Source organism: Bradyrhizobium sp. USDA 4454, from assembly GCF_054822705.1.
The window spans coordinates 8169686-8186420 of sequence record NZ_JBTRCN010000001.1 but is presented as its reverse complement, the minus strand read 5'-3'; the positions used below and the strand labels follow the sequence as shown (position 1 = coordinate 8186420).

The following is a 16735-nucleotide window of genomic DNA, read 5'->3' as shown; positions in this document are numbered from 1 at the left end:
GGGTGGACGTCGGCGCTCCGGGGATGAAACTATCGCCGAACGAGATCGATTTCCGCGAGATCACAATGGCCGACCGCAAGACTGCACAGACCTTCAATCTCGACCGCCTGACGACGCCGATCGGCACCGCACTGCTGGTGACCGATGACGATGGCGTGCTGCGCGCGCTCGACTGGGACGACTATGAAGGGCGCATGCTCGAACTGCTGCGGCTGCACCATGGCGCCGTGACGCTGCGGGATGGCCGCGCCCCGGCCGCGATGCGCAGGGCGCTCGGCGGCTACTTCAACGGTGATCTCGACCGCTTGACCGATGTCGCGTGGCGCGTCGTGGGTACGCCGTTCCAGCGGAAGGTATGGCACGCACTGCCGACCATTCCGCCCGGCACCACGATGAGCTACGGCGCATTGGCGGCGAAGTTGAACACGCCGAACGCGATGCGCGCGGTGGGCCACGCCAACGGCTCGAACCCGATCAGCGTCGTCGTGCCCTGTCACCGCCTGATCGGTGCCAACGGCTCGCTGGTCAAATATGGCGGCGGGCTGGAACGCAAGCGCTGGCTGCTGCATCACGAGGGCGTGGAGATATAACGGCCTGCCTCCGTGGCCGGGAGGCACTCAATCGAGGTCTTTGCTCGGCATGTTGCGCAGATCGCGCACGATGTAGAGGAAGACGATCAGCGAAGGCACCCATGCGAGGATCGCTCCTACCAGCATCGCATCGACCGTCGTCATCGGACTCTCCTTGAGAGTTGGCGCCGTCAGACCAGTTTTCTCGATGGGCCGTCGCCGGCTCTGCCGAAGGGATAGAGCCACTTCCAGTAGGCCTTGTTGCGCTCCAGCTGCCGTTTGTAGATGTCGCGACACTTGGTCGAGCAAAACTGTTCGAAGTGCCAGCTATGCCGGATCAGTCCGAAGGGACGCTTGCATCCCGGATTCCCGCAGCGGTCTGTCATGATGCGGCCTCCGCCTCCGCATTCGCCCGCCAAAGCCAGCGAATGAAGTTGTCCTGACCTTTGTAAAGACAGAGCCGTCCGCAGTAGCGCTCCCCCGCCGGATTGCGCAGGCAGATGATCTTGGGCTGTTCGCTGTCACACTGGGCGCAGCGCGGTTCCGCACGCATGGCGACCTCCCTCCCGAGGAATGGGCGACGGCGCGAAACCTCGCGCCAGCGCGGCCCATCCGCAACCTGTCCAGATGTTTCGCGGCATTATCCCTGCGTATAGCCGATGCGAACTCATTCGCTCGCCGCTGTGCCGGGCTGCGCGAGAGCGGCATCGAGGCACCTGATCAGGGCATCGCCGTCAAAGGGCTTGATCAGGAAGCAGATCGCGCCCGCCGCCATGGCCCGGGCCCGGTCGGCCTCGACGGAGAACGCCGTGATGAAGATGAATGGAAAACGTCGTCCACCGGCAATCAGATGGGCTTGCAGGTCGAGCCCGCTCATCGCCGGCATCCTGACATCCGCGATCACGCAGGACGTGTCGCTGAGGTGGGGCGAGTGCAGGAATTCCTCGGCCGACGCGTAGGTCTCGACCGCATAGCCCAGCGATCTGACGAGATTGTCGGTCGCGGTGCGGACCGACAGATCGTCGTCGATGATTGATATCACTGGCGGATTGGACAAAAGGGTCTTCCTGGGAGACGGGCGGAGGGCCTGCAATCTGTGTGCTGATACGGGGCACAGTGCGTCGCCAATCGGGGCCGGAGAATCATACTTAGGTTTGTGCGCTGCCGGATGCCGGCCCGATCCCGAGCGTCTGTGCCATCCTGACCAGGTCAGGCAACGACTTCGCGGCCATTTTCCGCATGATGTGCCCGCGGTGGATCTTGACCGTGATCTCGGCCACGCCGATTTCGGCGGCGACCTGCTTGTTCATGAGGCCTGCGGTCACGAGGCTCATGATCTGACGCTCACGCGGCGTCAGGGCCGCGAAGGCTGCGCGCAAATTGGCGAGAACCCTGGCGTCATCGCGCCGGCTTTTGTCGCGCTTGATCGCTGTCGTGACGGCATCCAGCATGTCCTGATCGCGGAACGGCTTGGTCAGGAAATCGATGGCCCCGGCCTTCATGGCCCTGACCGTCATCGGGATATCGCCATGACCGGTCATGAAGATGATCGGAATATGAATGTCGGCCTTGGCCAGCTCCGCCTGAAAGTCGAGCCCGCTCAGCCGCGGCAACCTGATGTCCAGGATCAGGCAGCTCGGGACATCCGGCAGCTTGTGCTGCAGAAATTCATGGGCCGATCCGAACACGGCGGTCCGCAGGCCGACCGACCGGAAAAGATTGTTCAGTGCGTCCCGCACCGAGGCGTCGTCGTCGACGACGAACACGATCGGATCCTCGGCGTTTGTGAGAGGCGATGCGGCGCGTCCTGTCACCATGCGTGATCCTCTTGACGCAACGGCAGGGTGAACTGGAACGTCGCGCCGGGGCCGCGGTTCCCGGTCACCGACAGCCGGCCCCGGTGAGCTTCGACGATCGAGCGGCAGATCGACAACCCCATCCCCATGCCGCTGGCCTTGGTGCTGTAGAAGGCGTCGAACAGCCGCTCAGTGTTTTCCGCCGCGATCCCGACGCCACAGTCGGCGACCGCAACCACGATCTGCCCGGCATCGTCCTGGCACGTCCGGATCACGAGTTGCCGCGGCCGGTCGGTGACCGGCTGCATCGCCTCGATGCCATTCATGACCAGGTTGAGGATGACTTGCTGCAATTGGATGCGGTCGGCGACCACAGGCGGGAGCGCGGGAGCGAGGTCGAGCTGCAACGATACGTGATGGCTTTGCAGCTGATGTTGCACCAGGCCGATCACCTCGTTGATGGCTTCATTGATGTCGAGCGGCGCCTTCTGGTCGGCGGTCTTGTTCACCAGCGCGCGGACGCGCTGGATGACCTCGCCCGCCCGGTTGCCGTCGCTGATGATCGACCTGACCGCGCCGCGCGCTTCGTTCAGATCGGGGGCCGCACGGTTGAGCCAGCGTAGGCATGCGGCGGCGTTGGCGACCACCGCGGCAAGCGGCTGGTTCACCTCATGGGCGATCGATGCCGCGAGCTCGCCGAGCGCCGTCACGCGCGCGACGTGCGCGAGATTGGTCTGCGCTTCATGCAGCTCGGCCTCGGCGCGCTTACGGGCGGTCACGTCGGTCACGGCGCCGACAAACTCGGTGTCGCCCGCGAGGTTGGTCACCGCATGCGCCCTGGCATGGACATATTTGATCGTCCCATCGGGCATCAGCAGTCGGTAGCTGTGCTCGAAGTCGTTGCCGTCGAGCGAGGCACGGTCGATGGTCCGTTGCACGCGGCTGCGATCATCCGGGTGGACGCGTTGCAGCACCGTGGCATGCTTGATCGAAGGAACCCGGTCGAATTCGAAGATCCTGAACGTCTCGTCCGACCAGATGATCTCGCCGCTGGCGACGTGCCAGCCGAAGCTGCCGGTGTGGCTCAACCGCTGGGCTTCGGTCAGATACATCTCGCTCTGCTGCAGCGCATCCTCGGCTTGTTTGCGCTCGGTAATGTCCTCGCATGCGATCAGGACGATCAACTGACCGTCGAGCCGCCGCACGGCCTTGGCGTTCTCACGCACCCAAAGCCTTGATGCGTCCTTGCGGATCTTGCGGATTTCCCAGCTGTGGGGCTGGCCGATCTTGTCGAGGCACGCCGCGACATTGCGCAGGACGATATCGCGGTCTTCGGCGGCAAACACCCGCAGCACGGACTGCCCGAGCAATTCGTCGACGGTGTAGCCGAGTTGCGCCGCGCCGAACGTGTTGACCGATAGCACGAGGCCCGTTGCGTCGACCATGAAGTACATGACCGGATTGTGCTCGAACACCTCCTTCCACTGCGCTTCGCTGTTGCGCAGCGCCTCCATCGCGCGCTGTTCGCCGCTGGCCCGGCCGCGCAACATGGCTTCCATTTGCCTGTGGGTACGGCTCGCCACCCGCATCACCAGCAGCGCCGCGGCAAGCGAGGCGACGAGCAGTGCCAGCGCAATTAGATGGGCGGAAGCTGTGGGCTGCGGAGCAAGCAACAGCCCCACGCAGGTGGCGGCCAGGGCCAGCACCATGCCGCCGAGCAGCCATTGCTCGGCCGACCAGGACTTCATGGTCGGGATGCGCATCATTGGCAGCACCAGCACTTGGCAAAGTACTTGGCACAGGACTTGGCTATGGCACTTTGCCATCACACTTGGCCATCAGAGGCCGCGCTGCGTCGCCAGGTGACCACCATCATCAGCGGCGACAACGTCGCCCCAACGACTGCACATTAGCAGCTTTCTCGACGCCCGGCCCGGATCATGTGGCCCTTTTTGGCGATCCGCCGGTGGGGCGCATGCGGTCGCCCGGAAAGCGAATTCGCCGGACACGCTCAGGCCAGGGTTGCGGATAAACCTAAGTATGTCGTCCCCATCCGAATGTAACGGACCGGACCAACCTCCGTTCAATGGCGTGTTTCCTCCCGGTGACTACGCTTATTGGGTAACTCGATGACGGTAGAGGTCTCCGGGCTTCGGCAATCGGCAATCAGAGACGGGAGATTGAAATGCCCAACAGGCGCCTGCATTTGATCCTCTGCTCCGAAGATGCCGGGCACGAGGCAAAGCGCCAGAGGCTCGACCGCAGCTTCCAGCCGACCGTGATCGATGGCGGCAAGCAGGCCGCGAGGGCGCCGGCCGACCATTCCTGGATCGATCTGCTCGACGTCTTCGATCTGGGTGTCGTGATCTGGCAGGCGAGCTACCTGGCCCTGCTGGGCGCGAGCCTGGCAGCACTGCACGCGCAAGCGGATCCAGGATCGTAGGCACGCCAGGAGTTAGCCCCGGCAGGCTGCCGGACCGGCGCGATGGCTGCTCACGCCAGGGTCGCGCAAGACGGGTCCGACAACAGCCTTCCGAGAGAGCCCGGAATCCAATCCCCTCTAGCCCTGATGGATTCCGGGCTCAGTTTTTTCCGCCGCGTCCCCAATGACGGCGGAACAGATCGACGGCCTCGCGCCGCCATCGGGCCTCCGGCCCGCGTCAATGTGGTGCGCGCCTTCTACGCCGGCGAATATGTCCGCGCCTTCCGCAGCGTGCGCGCCGCGCCGGTCGGCAAGGCGCTGCTGATGCGGCTGTTTGGTTGACTCGCCAGGGGATCGGCCTTCGCAGTTGGATTGCCATTCCGTCATCCTGAGAGGATGTGAGGCTTTGTCCTCATCCACTGTCGTCGCCGGGCTCGACCGGGCGACCCAGTACGCCGCGGCCTATCGGCTCAAGCACGGCCGTCTCTGGAATACTGGATCACCCGCACGCGCGGGTGATGACACCGAGCAAGCGGAGTAAACCAATTCCGTCATCCTGAGAGCCTGACTGAAAAATGGGTGAGTGATCTCAGTGGGGTGTGATTCCATCGGATTTGCAAAGATTCGAGGGAGAGCACGATGCCCTGGACCAAGATCACTCGGGAGCAATATCGGCGGGACGATCTGCGTTATGCAAGCGATATGACCGATGCGGAGTGGGCGGTGATCAGACGCCTGTTGCCGCGAGCGAACCGGCGCGGCCGGCCGCGTAAGACGGAGCTGCGTCGTGTGATCGAAGCGATCCTCTATATCGTTTCGACCGGCTGCCAGTGGCGGGCGTTGCCGCAGGAGTTCCCGCCCTATTCGACGGTGCAGGGCTATTTTTATAGATGGCGGGATACAGGCCGGTGGCAGAGGATTGTCAGCGTGCTTGTCCGACGGGCGCGAAAAAAGCTTGGACGGACACCGAAGCCGACGGCAGCCGTGATCGACAGTCAAAGTGCGCCAACCACGCAAGCTGGCGGACCGCGCGGCTACGATGCAGGCAAGCGCATCTACGGCCGCAAGCGGCATATCGTGACGGATACCAATGGCCTCCTCCTTGGGGTTCATGTTCATCCGGCCAACGTTCAGGACTGCCATGGCGCCGTACCGCTGCTGAAGAACGTGCGGATGAACTTCCCCCGGCTGCGCCACGTCTTTGCCGACCGGATCTACCGCGGAAATCAACTCCTCGACGCGCTCTCAGACTGCGGTCCATGGACTATCGAGATCGTCGAGCGGCCTCACGGCGTCAAAGGCTTCCAGCTTCTGCCGAGGCGGTGGGTGGTTGAACGCACATTCGCTTGGTTCGGCAGATGCCGCCGTCTCGCCAAGGACTTCGAGGCGACGGTGGCAACCGAAGCTGCCTGGCTGCTGATTGCACACATCAGGCTCCTGACCCGCAGAATCGCGGCTGCAGCTAAGGTTGGGTGATTTATGAGTCAGACTCTGAGGAGCGCGTAGCGCGTCTCGAAGGATCGACGGCCCGGCCGCTTCCGCGTACTCCAAATCTCTTGTGGAAGGAACGTGGCCGTCGATCCTTCGAGACGGCCGCTGCGCGGCCTCATCAGGCGGGTCTTGCACGCTCTCGCTACGCCTTGATCTAAGCCGCCGGTTTCGCGGCCTGGTCCTCGCTGGACAGCAGATGCAGCAGCGCGCTCTTGATTGCGGCCTGCCGCGTCGGGGCGCTGATCTGGGCGCCGAGCAGGTCGGTGACGTAGAACACGTCGCGGGCGCGTTCGCCGAAGGTCGCGACATGGGCGGAGGCGATGTTGAGATTGAGCTTCGAGATCGCGGTGGTGAGCTGATAGAGCAGGCCGGGGCGGTCGAGGCCGGAGACCTCGATCACGGTGTAGCGGTCGGACCACTGGTTGTTGATGCTCACCTCGGGCTCGACGATGAAGGGGCGCGCCTTGCTGCGCACCGCGCGCTTGGCCACCGCCTCGGGCAGCCGCAGCTTGCCCTCCAGCACCTGCTCGATCATCTCGCCGATCCGCGTGGCGCGGCGGCCCTCATCCTCGTCGCGGTCGTATTCGCGCGAGATCGAGATGGTGTCGAGCGCGCGGCCGTCGGTCGTGGTGTAGATCTGCGCGTCGACGATATTGGCGCCGGCCGAGGCACAGGCGCCGGCGATGATCGACAGCAGCCAGGGATGGTCGGTCGCGAGAATCGTCAGCTCGGTGACGGCGCGGATCTCGTCGAAGCCGACATTGATCGCAAGCTTGTGGCCGGCCTGTTCGCTTGAGCGGATGAAGCGCGCCTGGCGGATCTTGCGCGGCAGCTCGACCTTGAGCCAGTAGGCCGGGTAGTGCCGGCCGATATAGGTGTTGAGCTCGGCCTCCGGCCATTCGGTGAAGGCGCGGCGGAATTCGGCCTGCGCCACCGCGATGCGCTGGGCGCGGTTCACCTCCGAGAAGCCGCCGGTCAAGACCGGCTCGGTCTCGTAGTACAGCGTGCGCAGCAGTTGCGCCTTCCAGCCGTTCCAGACGCCGGGGCCGACGCCGCGGATATCGGCGGTGGTCAGGATGGTCAAGAGCTTCATCTGCTCGACCGACTGCACCACGGCGGCGAAATTCTCGATGGTCTTGCGGTCCGACAGATCGCGCGATTGCGCCACCGTCGACATCGTCAGATGCTCCTCGATCAGCCAGGCCACCAGTTCGGTGTCGGCGGCGGAGAAGCCGAGCCGCGGGCATAGCCGCCGCGCCACCTTGGCGCCGGCGATCGAGTGATCCTCCGGCCGGCCCTTGGCGATGTCGTGCAGCAGCGTCGCGATATAGATCACCGGGCGGTGCTCGGGACGGATCTTGCGGAACAGGTCGCTGGCAACCGTGAACTCCTCATTGCCGCCGCGCTCGATGTCCTGCAGGAAGCCGATGCAGCGGATCAGATGCTCGTCCACCGTATAGTGATGGTACATGTTGAACTGCATCATCGACACGATCTTGCCGAACGCGCGGATGAAATGGCCGAGCACGCCGGTCTCGTTCATCCGCCGCAACACGGTCTCGGCGTCGTTGGAGGTCAGGATCTCCATGAACAGCCGGTTGGCTTCCTCGCTGTCGCGCAGCTGGGTGTTGATCAGCTTCAGCGAACGCGTCACCGTGCGCATCGCGTCGGGATGGAAGGCGAGGTTGTTCCGCTGCGCGAGGCGGAAGATCCGGATCAGGTTGACCGGATCGTGCTTGAACACGTCGGGCGCGGCGAGGTTGATGCGGTTATTGTCGACGATGAAGTCGTCGCTGCCGTTGACCCGCCGCCGCTTGGTGCCGGGCCGCAGCCGCGCCACCATCCGGCTCAGCACCGGCGCCGGCTTGTTGTGCTCCTCCTCGAGCCTGGCGCACAGGATCGCGGTCAGGTCGCCGACGTCTTTCGCGATCAGGAAGTAGTGCTTCATGAAGCGCTCGACGTCCTGCATGCCGGGATGCGAAGTATAGCCGAGCCGGACCGCGATCTCGCGCTGCATGTCGAACGACAGCCGTTCCTCGGCACGTCCGGCGAAGAAGTGCAGGTTGCAGCGCACCGACCACAGGAAATCGGCGCAACGGCGGAAGGTGCGGTATTCCTGCGCGTCGAACACGCCGCGTTCCAGGAGCTCGTCGGTCTCGCGCACGCGGTAGACGTATTTGGCGATCCAGAACAGCGTGTGCAGGTCGCGCAGGCCGCCCTTGCCGTCCTTGACGTTGGGCTCGACCAAATAGCGCGACTGGCCGCCGCGGCGATGCCGCTCCTCGCGCTCGGCGAGTTTTGCGGTGACGAATTCCGCCGCGGTGCCCTGCACAACTTCCTTGTCGAAGCGCTCGACCAGTTCGTCATAGAGCGGCTGATCGCCGGTCAGGAAGCGGGTCTCCAGGATCGCGGTGCGGATTGTCATGTCGCCGCGCGCCTGGCGGATCGATTCATCGACCGAGCGGGTGGCGTGGCCGACCTTCAGCCCCATGTCCCACAGGCAATAGAGAATGGCTTCGGCGACCTGCTCGCCCCACGCGGTCTGCTTGTAGGGCAGGATGAACAGCAGATCGATGTCGGACTCCGGCGCCATCAGCCCGCGGCCATAGCCGCCGGTCGCGACCACGGCCATGCGTTCGGCGCCCGAGGGGATCGGCGAGTGGTAGAGATGCCGGGTCGCGGCGGCGTAAAGGATGCGGATGATCTCGTCCTGCACGAAGCAGAGCCGTTCGGCGCAGCGTCGGCCGTGGCGATCCTTCAGCAGCAGCGCCTGCGCCTTGGCGCGCGCCGCGATCAGTTCGGCCTTGAGCAGCTGCGCCACCGCGGCGCGGAACAGGTCCTCGCGGCCGGCATGCTGCTCGGCCAGTGCATTGACTGACGCGGTGATCCGCGCGGTCTCGAAACGATCATCCGCTGCAGGGCGGGCCTCGGCTACGACACTGTCCATACGTTCATCCGATATCGGACGGAGCTGTTGCTGTCACGGACCAAAGTATAATGACAGCAGCTCCATGCTCTCGTGGTGGCGCTTCGAGCAAGTTCGTTCTCGCGCCATCTCGTAAAGGGTAGAGATTTTCTCGTTGACCGCAAGGATAACTCATTGAAATAAAAGATTGTTTCCTAATCCGATCGAGGGGGTCGACTAATGCATAAATTGTCCCGGCGCGGCTTCGCTGCGCTGCTCGCGGTCTCGACATTCCTGCCCGGCACGGCGCTCGCCGCCGACGCGCTGAAGGAGATCCGGATTGACTGGGCGACCTACAATCCGGTGTCGCTGGTGCTGAAGCAGAAGGGGCTGCTGGAAAAGGAGTTCGCCAAGGACGGCATCAGCATCGTCTGGGTGCAGTCGGCCGGCTCCAACAAGGCGCTCGAATTCCTCAACGCCGGTTCGATCGATCTCGGCTCGACCGCGGGCTCGGCCGCCTTGGTCGCCCGGATCAACGGCAACCCGATCAAGTCGATCTATGTCTATTCGCGCCCGGAATGGACCGCGCTGGTCACCACCAAGGACTCGAAGATCGCCTCGGTCGCCGACCTCAAGGGCAAGCGCGTCGCGGTGACGCGCGGCACCGATCCGCACATCTTTCTGGTCCGTGCGCTGCTCGGCGCAGGTTTGACCGAAAAGGACATCACGCCGGTGCTGTTGCAGCACGCCGACGGCAAAACCGCGCTGATCCGCGGCGATGTCGACGCCTGGGCCGGCCTTGATCCGATGATGGCGCAGGCCGAGGTCGAGGACGGCGCCAAGCTGTTCTACCGCAAGGCCGACGCCAACACCTGGGGCATCCTCAATGTCCGCGAGGAGTTTTTGAAAGCGCACCCGGATATCGTCCGCCGCGTGCTCGCGACCTATGAGGAGGCTCGGAAAGACTCGCTGGCGAACTATGACGAGCTGAAGAAGACCTTCATCGCGGTGACGAAACTGCCGGATGCCGTGGTCGACAAGCAGCTCAAGGAGCGCACCGAGCTGACCCACAGCCGGATCGGCGCGCCGCAACGGGAATCCATCCTCGCCGCGGGTCTCGCCTTGCAGCAGGCCGGCGTGATCGACGCCAAGACCGACGTCAAGGCCGCCCTCGATGCGCTGATCGACGACCAGGTTCCGCTGCCGACGAACTGATGGCTGTCGTCCCGGCGAAAGCCAGGACCATAACCCCAGGGTTTTGTTGTTAGAGGATGCTGTGGCCCCAGCTTTCTCCATCACCACACCCTGTGGTTATGGGTCCCGGGTCGCGCTTCGCTTGCCCGGGACGACGTGCGATGGAGCCGCCGCGATCACCCGCCTTGCAATCCCGCCGGAAGAGTCGTTCTTGCTATGGCCATGACCGTTGACTTGCCCGCGCTGGAACAGACGGCCGCGCCGCGTGCGGCGTCGGCGCGGTGGTCGCGCCTTGCGCGGCCGGCGCTTGGGCTCGCGGTGCCGCTCGTGCTCGCGCTCGGCTGGGAACTGGTCGTTGCTCTCGGCTATTCCAACGGCCGTCTGGTGCCGCCGCCGTCCAAGGTGTTCGAGACCATTATCGCGCTCGCCAAAAGCGGCGAGCTGACGCGGCACATCCTGGCAACGCTATGGCGAGTCGTCGCGGGCTTCGCGCTCGGCGTCGTCGCCGGCACCATCATGGGCGCGATCTCCGGCTACTGGGATTTCGCCAAGCGGCTGTTCGACCCGACCGTGCAGGCCTTGCGCGCGATCCCCTCGCTCGCCTGGGTGCCGCTGTTCGTGCTTTGGCTCGGCATCTTCGAGACCTCGAAGGTCGCGCTGATCGCGGTCGGCGTGTTCTTTCCGGTCTATCTCGGCGTGATGGGCGCCATCCTCTCGGTCGATCGCAAGATCGTCGAGGTCGGCCGCGTGTTCCGCCTGTCCGGACCGGCGATGATCCGCCGCATCCTGCTGCCCGCGGTGCTGCCGGCCTATGTGGTGGCGCTGCGGGTCGGGCTTGGCTTGGGGTGGATGTTCGTGGTCGCCGCCGAATTGATCGGCGCCTCCGAAGGGCTCGGCTATCTCCTGCTCGACGGCCAGCAGCTCGGCAAGCCGGCGCAGATCCTCGCCGCGATCGTGATCTTCGCGATCCTCGGCAAGCTCACCGACTGGCTGATCGAAATCGCCGCGGCGCCGCTGCTGCGCTGGCAGGATGCGTTCGGCGCGCGGGGAGGGACCTGATGCTGGCGCTGAAAGAGGTCGGCAAGACCTATCCGAACGGCGTCCACGCGCTGGAGCGCTTCTCGGCCGAGATTGCGCCCGGCGAGATCATCGCCATCATCGGCGGCTCCGGTTGCGGCAAGTCGACGCTGCTGCGCGCCATCGCCGGGCTCGATCGCGCTACGACCGGCAGCGTGACGCTTGACGATGCTGTCATCACCTCGCCGCATGCCAAGATCGGCATCATCTTCCAGGAACCGCGGCTGCTGCCCTGGCTCAGCGTCGCCGACAATATCGAGTTCGGCCTCGCCGATCTCCCCGCCAACGTCAGGCGCGATCGGGTCGCATCCGCACTGGCCCGCGTCGGCCTCACCGATAAGGCGTCGGCCTGGCCGCGCGAGCTCTCCGGCGGGCAGGCGCAGCGGGTGGCGATCGCCCGCGCTTTGGTGCCGCAGCCCGAAGTGCTGCTGCTCGACGAGCCGTTCTCGGCGCTCGACGCCTTCACCCGGCGCGATTTGCAGGATCATCTGCTCGATCTCTGGGCCGATACGCGGCCAACTTTGATCCTGGTCACCCATGACGTCGATGAGGCCGTGGTGCTGGCCGATCGCGTGCTGGTGATGCGGCCGCGGCCGGGGCGGCTGTTCGAGCAGATCACCGTCAATCTGGCGCGGCCGCGCGACCGCAAATCGGAGCTGTTCGACAGCTTCAAGCGCCGGGTGCTGACCGCGCTCGACCGCTCGCTGGATCGTGCGGTGCGTGACGTCACGGACAAATCCAGCGCCGGCGAGGCGATGTGGTGGTGACATCCGCTCATTAAGGCCTTACATCCGAAGGCTAAGAAGAACAGCCGGGAGCAGACCCATGGACTCCGCCGAACTCCGCGCAATGCAGGCTCCGATCAAGGAGCGCTACAAGACCGACCCCCAGGCCGCCGTGATCACGCTGAAGGCCAAGGGCTCGATCGACAATGAGAGCATCTCCTGCAAGGTCGAGACCGGCCGCGCGCTCGCGGTCGCCGGTCTGCATCCCGCCACCGGCGGCTCCGGGCTTGAGCTCTGCTCCGGCGACATGCTGCTGGAGGCACTGGTCGCCTGCGCCGGCGTCACGCTGAAATCGGTCGCGACCGCCGTCGAGGTGCCGCTGAAGGTCGGCAATGTCTTTGCCGAAGGCGATCTCGATTTCCGCGGCACGCTCGGCGTCGATAAGGAGGCCCCGGTCGGCTTCCGCGAAATCCGCCTGCGCTTCGACGTCGGCACCGACGCGCCACAGGACAAGCTCGACCTCTTGCTGAAACTCACCGAGCGCTATTGCGTGGTCTATCAGACCATCAAGAACGGGCCGAAGGTGTCGGTGTCGATGCAACGGGTATGAGTTGGCGTCGCCCCGGCCTAGTGCGCGATTGCGCACGGAGCCGGGGCCCATACGCCGTGTCCTCTCGGTTCAAGCGGTGCCGTCCGACGGCTTTCGCTCCCCACCAATAGTCGTGGTTATGGGTCCCGGCCTTCGCCGGGACGACATTCGATGTCCCCCGAACTCCACTTCATCCTGGTCCTCGTGCTGCGCATGGCGGTCGCGGCGGCGTTCGTGGTCAGCGCGTCGATCATCACGGAGCGGTCGGGGCCGGTGATCGGCGCGCTGATCGCAACCCTGCCGATCTCGGCCGGACCATCCTACACTTTCCTGGCGCTCGATCATGACGCCGCCTTCATCGCCGAGGGCGCGCTGTCGAGCCTGCCGGTCAACGCGGCGACGATCTTCATGGGCCTCACTTACGCGGTGCTGGCGCAGCGCTTCAGCATGTGGATCAGCGCGGGATGCGCGATCGCGTCGTGGCTCGTGCTCGGCACCATCATCCGCCAGTTCGCCTGGACACTGGCCGGTGGGCTGATCCTCAACGCCATCGCGTTTGCGATCTGCATTCCGCTGCTCAAGCCCTATCGGCATGTCGCGAAAATGCCGCTGATCGCGCGACGCTGGTACGACATTCCCTTGCGCGCCGCGCTGGTCGCGAGCCTGGTCGGCACCGTGGTCACCGCGTCGACCTGGGTCGGTCCGCGCGTCACCGGCGTGATCGCGTTGTTCCCGATCGTGTTCTCCTCGATGATGCTGATCCTGCATCCGCGCATCGGCGGCCCTGCCACCGCCGCCGTGCTCGCCAACAGCGCCTGGGGCCTGCTCGGCTTCGGCCTCGGCATCGCCGTGCTGCACGTCGCGGTCGCGCAATTCGGCTCAGCGATCGGCCTCAGCTGCGCACTCGCCACCTGCATCGCATGGAATCTGGCGCTGTGGCAGCTCGGGCGGAGGAAAGCGAAATATTGAGACCGTCATTCCGGGGCGATGCGAAGCATCGAACCCGGAATCTCGAGATTCCGGGTCTGGTCCTTCGGACCATCCCGGAATGACAGTCATCCTTTCGGCAGCTTCGCTTGCAGCGCATACAGCGCATCCAGCGCCTCGCGCGGCGACATCTCGTCGGGGTGCAGCGCCTTCACCGCTTCGACGAGCAGATCGGCCTCGCTCGGCGGCTTGTCCTCGGCGGCGGCGCGGGAGGGGACGGCGAACAGTGGCAGGTCGTCGGCCAGTGCGCGTGCGGTCTGGCCGCGGTCCTGGGCTTCCAGTTTCGCCAGCACCGATTTGGCGCGGGTGATTACCGCGGGCGGCAGGCCGGCGAGCTTGGCGACCTGGATTCCGTAGGAACGGTCGGCCGAGCCGGGCAGCACCTCGTGCAGGAACACGACGTCGCCCTGCCATTCCTTCACCCGCACCGTGGCGTTGAACATCCGCGGCAGCTTGGCCGAGAGCGCGGTCAGTTCATGATAGTGGGTGGCAAACAGCGTGCGGCAGCGGTTGCTCTCGTGCAGATGCTCGATCGCGGCCCAGGCAATAGACAGGCCGTCGAAGGTCGCCGTCCCGCGACCGATCTCGTCGAGGATCACCAGCGACCGCTCGCTGGCCTGATTGAGGATCACTGCGGTCTCGACCATCTCGACCATGAAGGTCGAGCGTCCCCGCGCCAGGTCGTCGGCGGCGCCGACGCGCGAGAACAGCCGGTCGACGATGCCGAGCCGCGCCCGCGACGCCGGGACATAGCTGCCGATCTGCGCCAGCAGCGCGATCAGCGCGTTCTGGCGCAGGAAGGTCGATTTACCGGCCATGTTCGGACCGGTGATCAGCCAGAGCTGGCCGGATTTCTGGCCCGGCGCCGGCGACAGATCGCAGGCATTGGCGATGAACGGCTGGCCGTCGCGCTTGAGCGCCTGCTCGACCACCGGATGCCGTCCGCCCTCGATCGCAAAGCCGAGCGAGAAGTCGACGTCGGGCCGCACATAATTGTCGTCGATCGCAAGCTTCGCCAACGAGGTCGCGACGTCGAGCATCGCAAAGGCATGCGCGGCGTTGCGCAGATCGTCGCTGGCCGCGAGCGCCATCGCGCTCAAGCGTTCGAAGATCTCGAGCTCGAGATTGAGCGCGCGCTCGCCGGCATTGGCGATCTTGGCCTCGGTCTCGCCGAGCTCCGACGTGGTGAAGCGGACCTGTCCGGCCAGTGTCTGGCGATGGATGAAGGTCGCATTCAGCGGCGGCGCGAACAGCTTGTCGCCGTGCTGCGCGGTGACCTCGACGAAATAGCCGAGCACGTTGTTGTGCCGGATCTTCAAGGTCTTGATGCCGGTGTCCTCGGCATAGCGCGCCTGCATCGCGGCGACGACGAGACGCGAGGCATCGCGCAGATTGCGGCTCTCGTCGAGCGCGGCCTCATAGCCCTCGCGGACGAAGCCGCCATCGCGCTTGATCAGCGGCAGCTGTTCGGAGAGCGCGCGGGAGAATTCCTGCGCCAGATCGCGCGACGGGCGCTGCAAGGCCGCCATCGCGGCCGACACCTCGGCCGGCGGATTGGTGAGCTGCGCCAGCAGCTCGATCGCCTGGTCGGCGGCCAGGATGCCGTCGCGCAGGCTGGCGAGATCGCGCGGGCCGCCGCGGCCGACCGAGAGCCGTGCCAGCGCGCGCGACATGTCGGGCGCCGCGCGCAGCACGGCTCGGATGTCCTCGCGTGCCGCGGAATCCGCGACGAAGGCCGAGACCGCATCGAGCCGCCGCGCGATCACGGCAACATCGGTGAGCGGCGCGGCAAGCCGCTGCGCCAACAAGCGCGAGCCCGCCGCGGTGACGGTGCAGTCGATCGCATCGAGCAGCGAGCCGCGGCGTTCACCGGCCAGCGTGCGCGTCAGTTCGAGATTGGCGCGGGTCGCGGGGTCGATCGCCATCGTGGTGCCGGCCGCCTCGCGCGCCGGCGGCGACAGCGGCGGACGTTTGCCGACCTGGGTGCGGTCGATATAGGTGACGGCCGCGGCGGCAGCGGTCGCTTCCAGCCGCGACATCGCGGAGAGGCCGTCCATCGTCGCGACGGCAAAATAGTCGCAGAGCCGCCGCTCGGCGGTGGCGCTGTCGAACACGTCGCGGGTCAGCGGCGTCACCGACGGCAGCTCGCGCAGGGTCGGCGCCAACTCATTGTCGCTATAGAGCGCGTCGGTGACGATGGCCTTCGTTCGGATTGATGCGCGCCAGCGTCGCCGCGAGCTCCGCGGTCGCGCACTCCGTTACCATGAATTCGGAGGTCGAGATGTCGATCCAGGCAAGCCCGAGCCGGTCGGCGCCGGCCGAGCCGCGGGCGCGCGCGATCGCGATCAAATAATTGTTGGTACGGGCGTCGAGCAGCGTGTCTTCGGTCAAGGTGCCCGGCGTCACCAGCCGCACCACGCCGCGGCGGACCACGCTCTTGTTGCCGCGGGCCTTGGCCTCCGCGGGATTTTCGGTCTGCTCGCACACCGCGACGCGATGGCCGGCGCCGATCAGCCGATGCAGATAATCCTCGGAGCGTTCGACCGGAACGCCGCACATCGGGATGTCCATCCCCTGGTGCTTGCCGCGCTTGGTCAAGACGATGCCGAGCGTCTTCGAGGCGATCTCGGCGTCCTCGAAGAACAGCTCGTAGAAATCGCCCATCCGGTAGAACAGCAGCAGGCCGGGATGGGCGGCCTTGATCTCCAGATACTGCTCCATCATCGGTGTGACGCGCGATGGCGCCTCGGCGTTGGGAGCGGGTTCGGGCGGAACGGGGATGGGCTGCTGAATTGTCATGCGGTGGCGGAAACTACAGAATTTCGCCGGGCGGTCCTATCCGCGAGAGGAGGGTTTTCCACCCTGTCCACGGTGCCATGATGACAGCCCTCACGGCAATGCGTGCGCGACGCGCGTTCCGGTCAATTGACCTGCCGCGGGCACGCTCCTAAAACGGCCCTCAAGTTCCAGCCGATCCAGC

The 16735-nt window shown here is 65.4% G+C and carries 16 protein-coding genes and 1 pseudogene; 10 read left to right on the top strand and 7 right to left on the bottom strand.

Going from position 1 to position 16735, the window contains the following annotated elements:
* Positions 1-65 precede the first annotated feature (65 nt).
* Positions 66-590 carry a methylated-DNA--[protein]-cysteine S-methyltransferase gene (locus tag ACVIW0_RS38095; protein ID WP_461357542.1) on the top strand — a complete coding sequence of 175 codons (525 nt, stop codon included), beginning with the start codon at positions 66-68 and terminating at the stop codon, positions 588-590.
* Between the two features lie 170 nt (positions 591-760).
* On the opposite strand, the gene ACVIW0_RS38090 is transcribed toward ACVIW0_RS38095, so the two are convergent.
* From ACVIW0_RS38090 to ACVIW0_RS38070, 5 genes are all read right to left on the bottom strand, one after another.
* Positions 761-955, bottom strand: a complete 195-nt coding sequence (locus ACVIW0_RS38090; protein ID WP_461356902.1) for a hypothetical protein — start codon at positions 953-955, stop codon at positions 761-763.
* Positions 952-1122, bottom strand: coding sequence for a hypothetical protein (locus ACVIW0_RS38085; RefSeq protein WP_461356901.1), 171 nt, complete (start codon positions 1120-1122; stop codon positions 952-954). The genes ACVIW0_RS38090 and ACVIW0_RS38085 overlap by 4 nt, the downstream gene beginning before the upstream one ends.
* Before the next feature lie 114 nt (positions 1123-1236).
* Positions 1237-1626 (bottom strand): response regulator transcription factor, encoded by a 390-nt coding sequence (locus ACVIW0_RS38080; RefSeq protein ID WP_461356900.1) that lies wholly within the window; start codon positions 1624-1626, stop codon positions 1237-1239.
* 91 nt (positions 1627-1717) lie between these two features.
* Positions 1718-2386 (bottom strand): response regulator transcription factor, encoded by a 669-nt coding sequence (locus ACVIW0_RS38075; protein ID WP_461356899.1) that lies wholly within the window; start codon positions 2384-2386, stop codon positions 1718-1720.
* Positions 2380-4131, bottom strand: a complete 1752-nt coding sequence (locus tag ACVIW0_RS38070) for a PAS domain-containing sensor histidine kinase (RefSeq protein WP_461356898.1) — start codon at positions 4129-4131, stop codon at positions 2380-2382. The genes ACVIW0_RS38075 and ACVIW0_RS38070 overlap by 7 nt, the downstream gene beginning before the upstream one ends.
* A gap of 419 nt (positions 4132-4550) precedes the next feature.
* On the opposite strand from ACVIW0_RS38070, the gene ACVIW0_RS38065 reads away from it, so the two are divergent.
* The 4 genes from ACVIW0_RS38065 (at position 4551) to ACVIW0_RS38050 (ending at position 6263) form a co-directional block, all read left to right on the top strand.
* The gene (locus tag ACVIW0_RS38065) at positions 4551-4808 is read left to right on the top strand and encodes a hypothetical protein (RefSeq protein WP_461356897.1); all 258 of its coding nucleotides are present in this window, start codon (positions 4551-4553) and stop codon (positions 4806-4808) included.
* Positions 4809-4934: 126 nt separating this feature from the next.
* Positions 4935-5129 (top strand): hypothetical protein, encoded by a 195-nt coding sequence (locus ACVIW0_RS38060; RefSeq protein WP_461356896.1) that lies wholly within the window; start codon positions 4935-4937, stop codon positions 5127-5129.
* Positions 5130-5193: 64 nt separating this feature from the next.
* Entirely contained in the window at positions 5194-5328 is a 135-nt protein-coding gene (locus ACVIW0_RS38055; protein ID WP_461356895.1) for a hypothetical protein, read from the top strand.
* A 98-nt stretch (positions 5329-5426) separates the two neighbouring features.
* Positions 5427-6263, top strand: coding sequence for an IS5 family transposase (locus tag ACVIW0_RS38050; RefSeq protein WP_461350771.1), 837 nt, complete (start codon positions 5427-5429; stop codon positions 6261-6263).
* Positions 6264-6432: 169 nt separating this feature from the next.
* Here ACVIW0_RS38050 and ACVIW0_RS38045 read toward each other — a convergent pair whose 3' ends face one another.
* A complete protein-coding gene (locus ACVIW0_RS38045) occupies positions 6433-9225 on the bottom strand; it encodes a [protein-PII] uridylyltransferase (RefSeq protein ID WP_461356894.1) in 2793 nt (930 codons plus the stop codon).
* A 198-nt stretch (positions 9226-9423) separates the two neighbouring features.
* On the opposite strand from ACVIW0_RS38045, the gene ACVIW0_RS38040 reads away from it, so the two are divergent.
* The 5 genes from ACVIW0_RS38040 to ACVIW0_RS38020 all read left to right on the top strand — a co-directional run bounded on the left by ACVIW0_RS38040 (position 9424) and on the right by ACVIW0_RS38020 (position 13737).
* Positions 9424-10398 (top strand): aliphatic sulfonate ABC transporter substrate-binding protein, encoded by a 975-nt coding sequence (locus ACVIW0_RS38040; RefSeq protein WP_461356893.1) that lies wholly within the window; start codon positions 9424-9426, stop codon positions 10396-10398.
* A gap of 201 nt (positions 10399-10599) precedes the next feature.
* The gene (locus ACVIW0_RS38035) at positions 10600-11436 is read left to right on the top strand and encodes an ABC transporter permease (protein ID WP_461357541.1); all 837 of its coding nucleotides are present in this window, start codon (positions 10600-10602) and stop codon (positions 11434-11436) included.
* Positions 11436-12221 carry an ABC transporter ATP-binding protein gene (locus ACVIW0_RS38030; RefSeq protein ID WP_461356892.1) on the top strand — a complete coding sequence of 262 codons (786 nt, stop codon included), beginning with the start codon at positions 11436-11438 and terminating at the stop codon, positions 12219-12221. Before ACVIW0_RS38035 ends, ACVIW0_RS38030 begins: the two co-directional genes overlap by 1 nt.
* Before the next feature lie 58 nt (positions 12222-12279).
* A complete protein-coding gene (locus tag ACVIW0_RS38025) occupies positions 12280-12789 on the top strand; it encodes an OsmC family protein (RefSeq protein ID WP_229200734.1) in 510 nt (169 codons plus the stop codon).
* Between the two features lie 150 nt (positions 12790-12939).
* A complete protein-coding gene (locus ACVIW0_RS38020) occupies positions 12940-13737 on the top strand; it encodes a hypothetical protein (protein WP_461356891.1) in 798 nt (265 codons plus the stop codon).
* A gap of 86 nt (positions 13738-13823) precedes the next feature.
* Here the strand turns inward: ACVIW0_RS38020 and mutS are convergent.
* Positions 13824-16554: pseudogene (gene mutS, locus ACVIW0_RS38015) on the bottom strand (DNA mismatch repair protein MutS).
* Between the last annotated feature and the right edge of the window lie 181 nt (positions 16555-16735).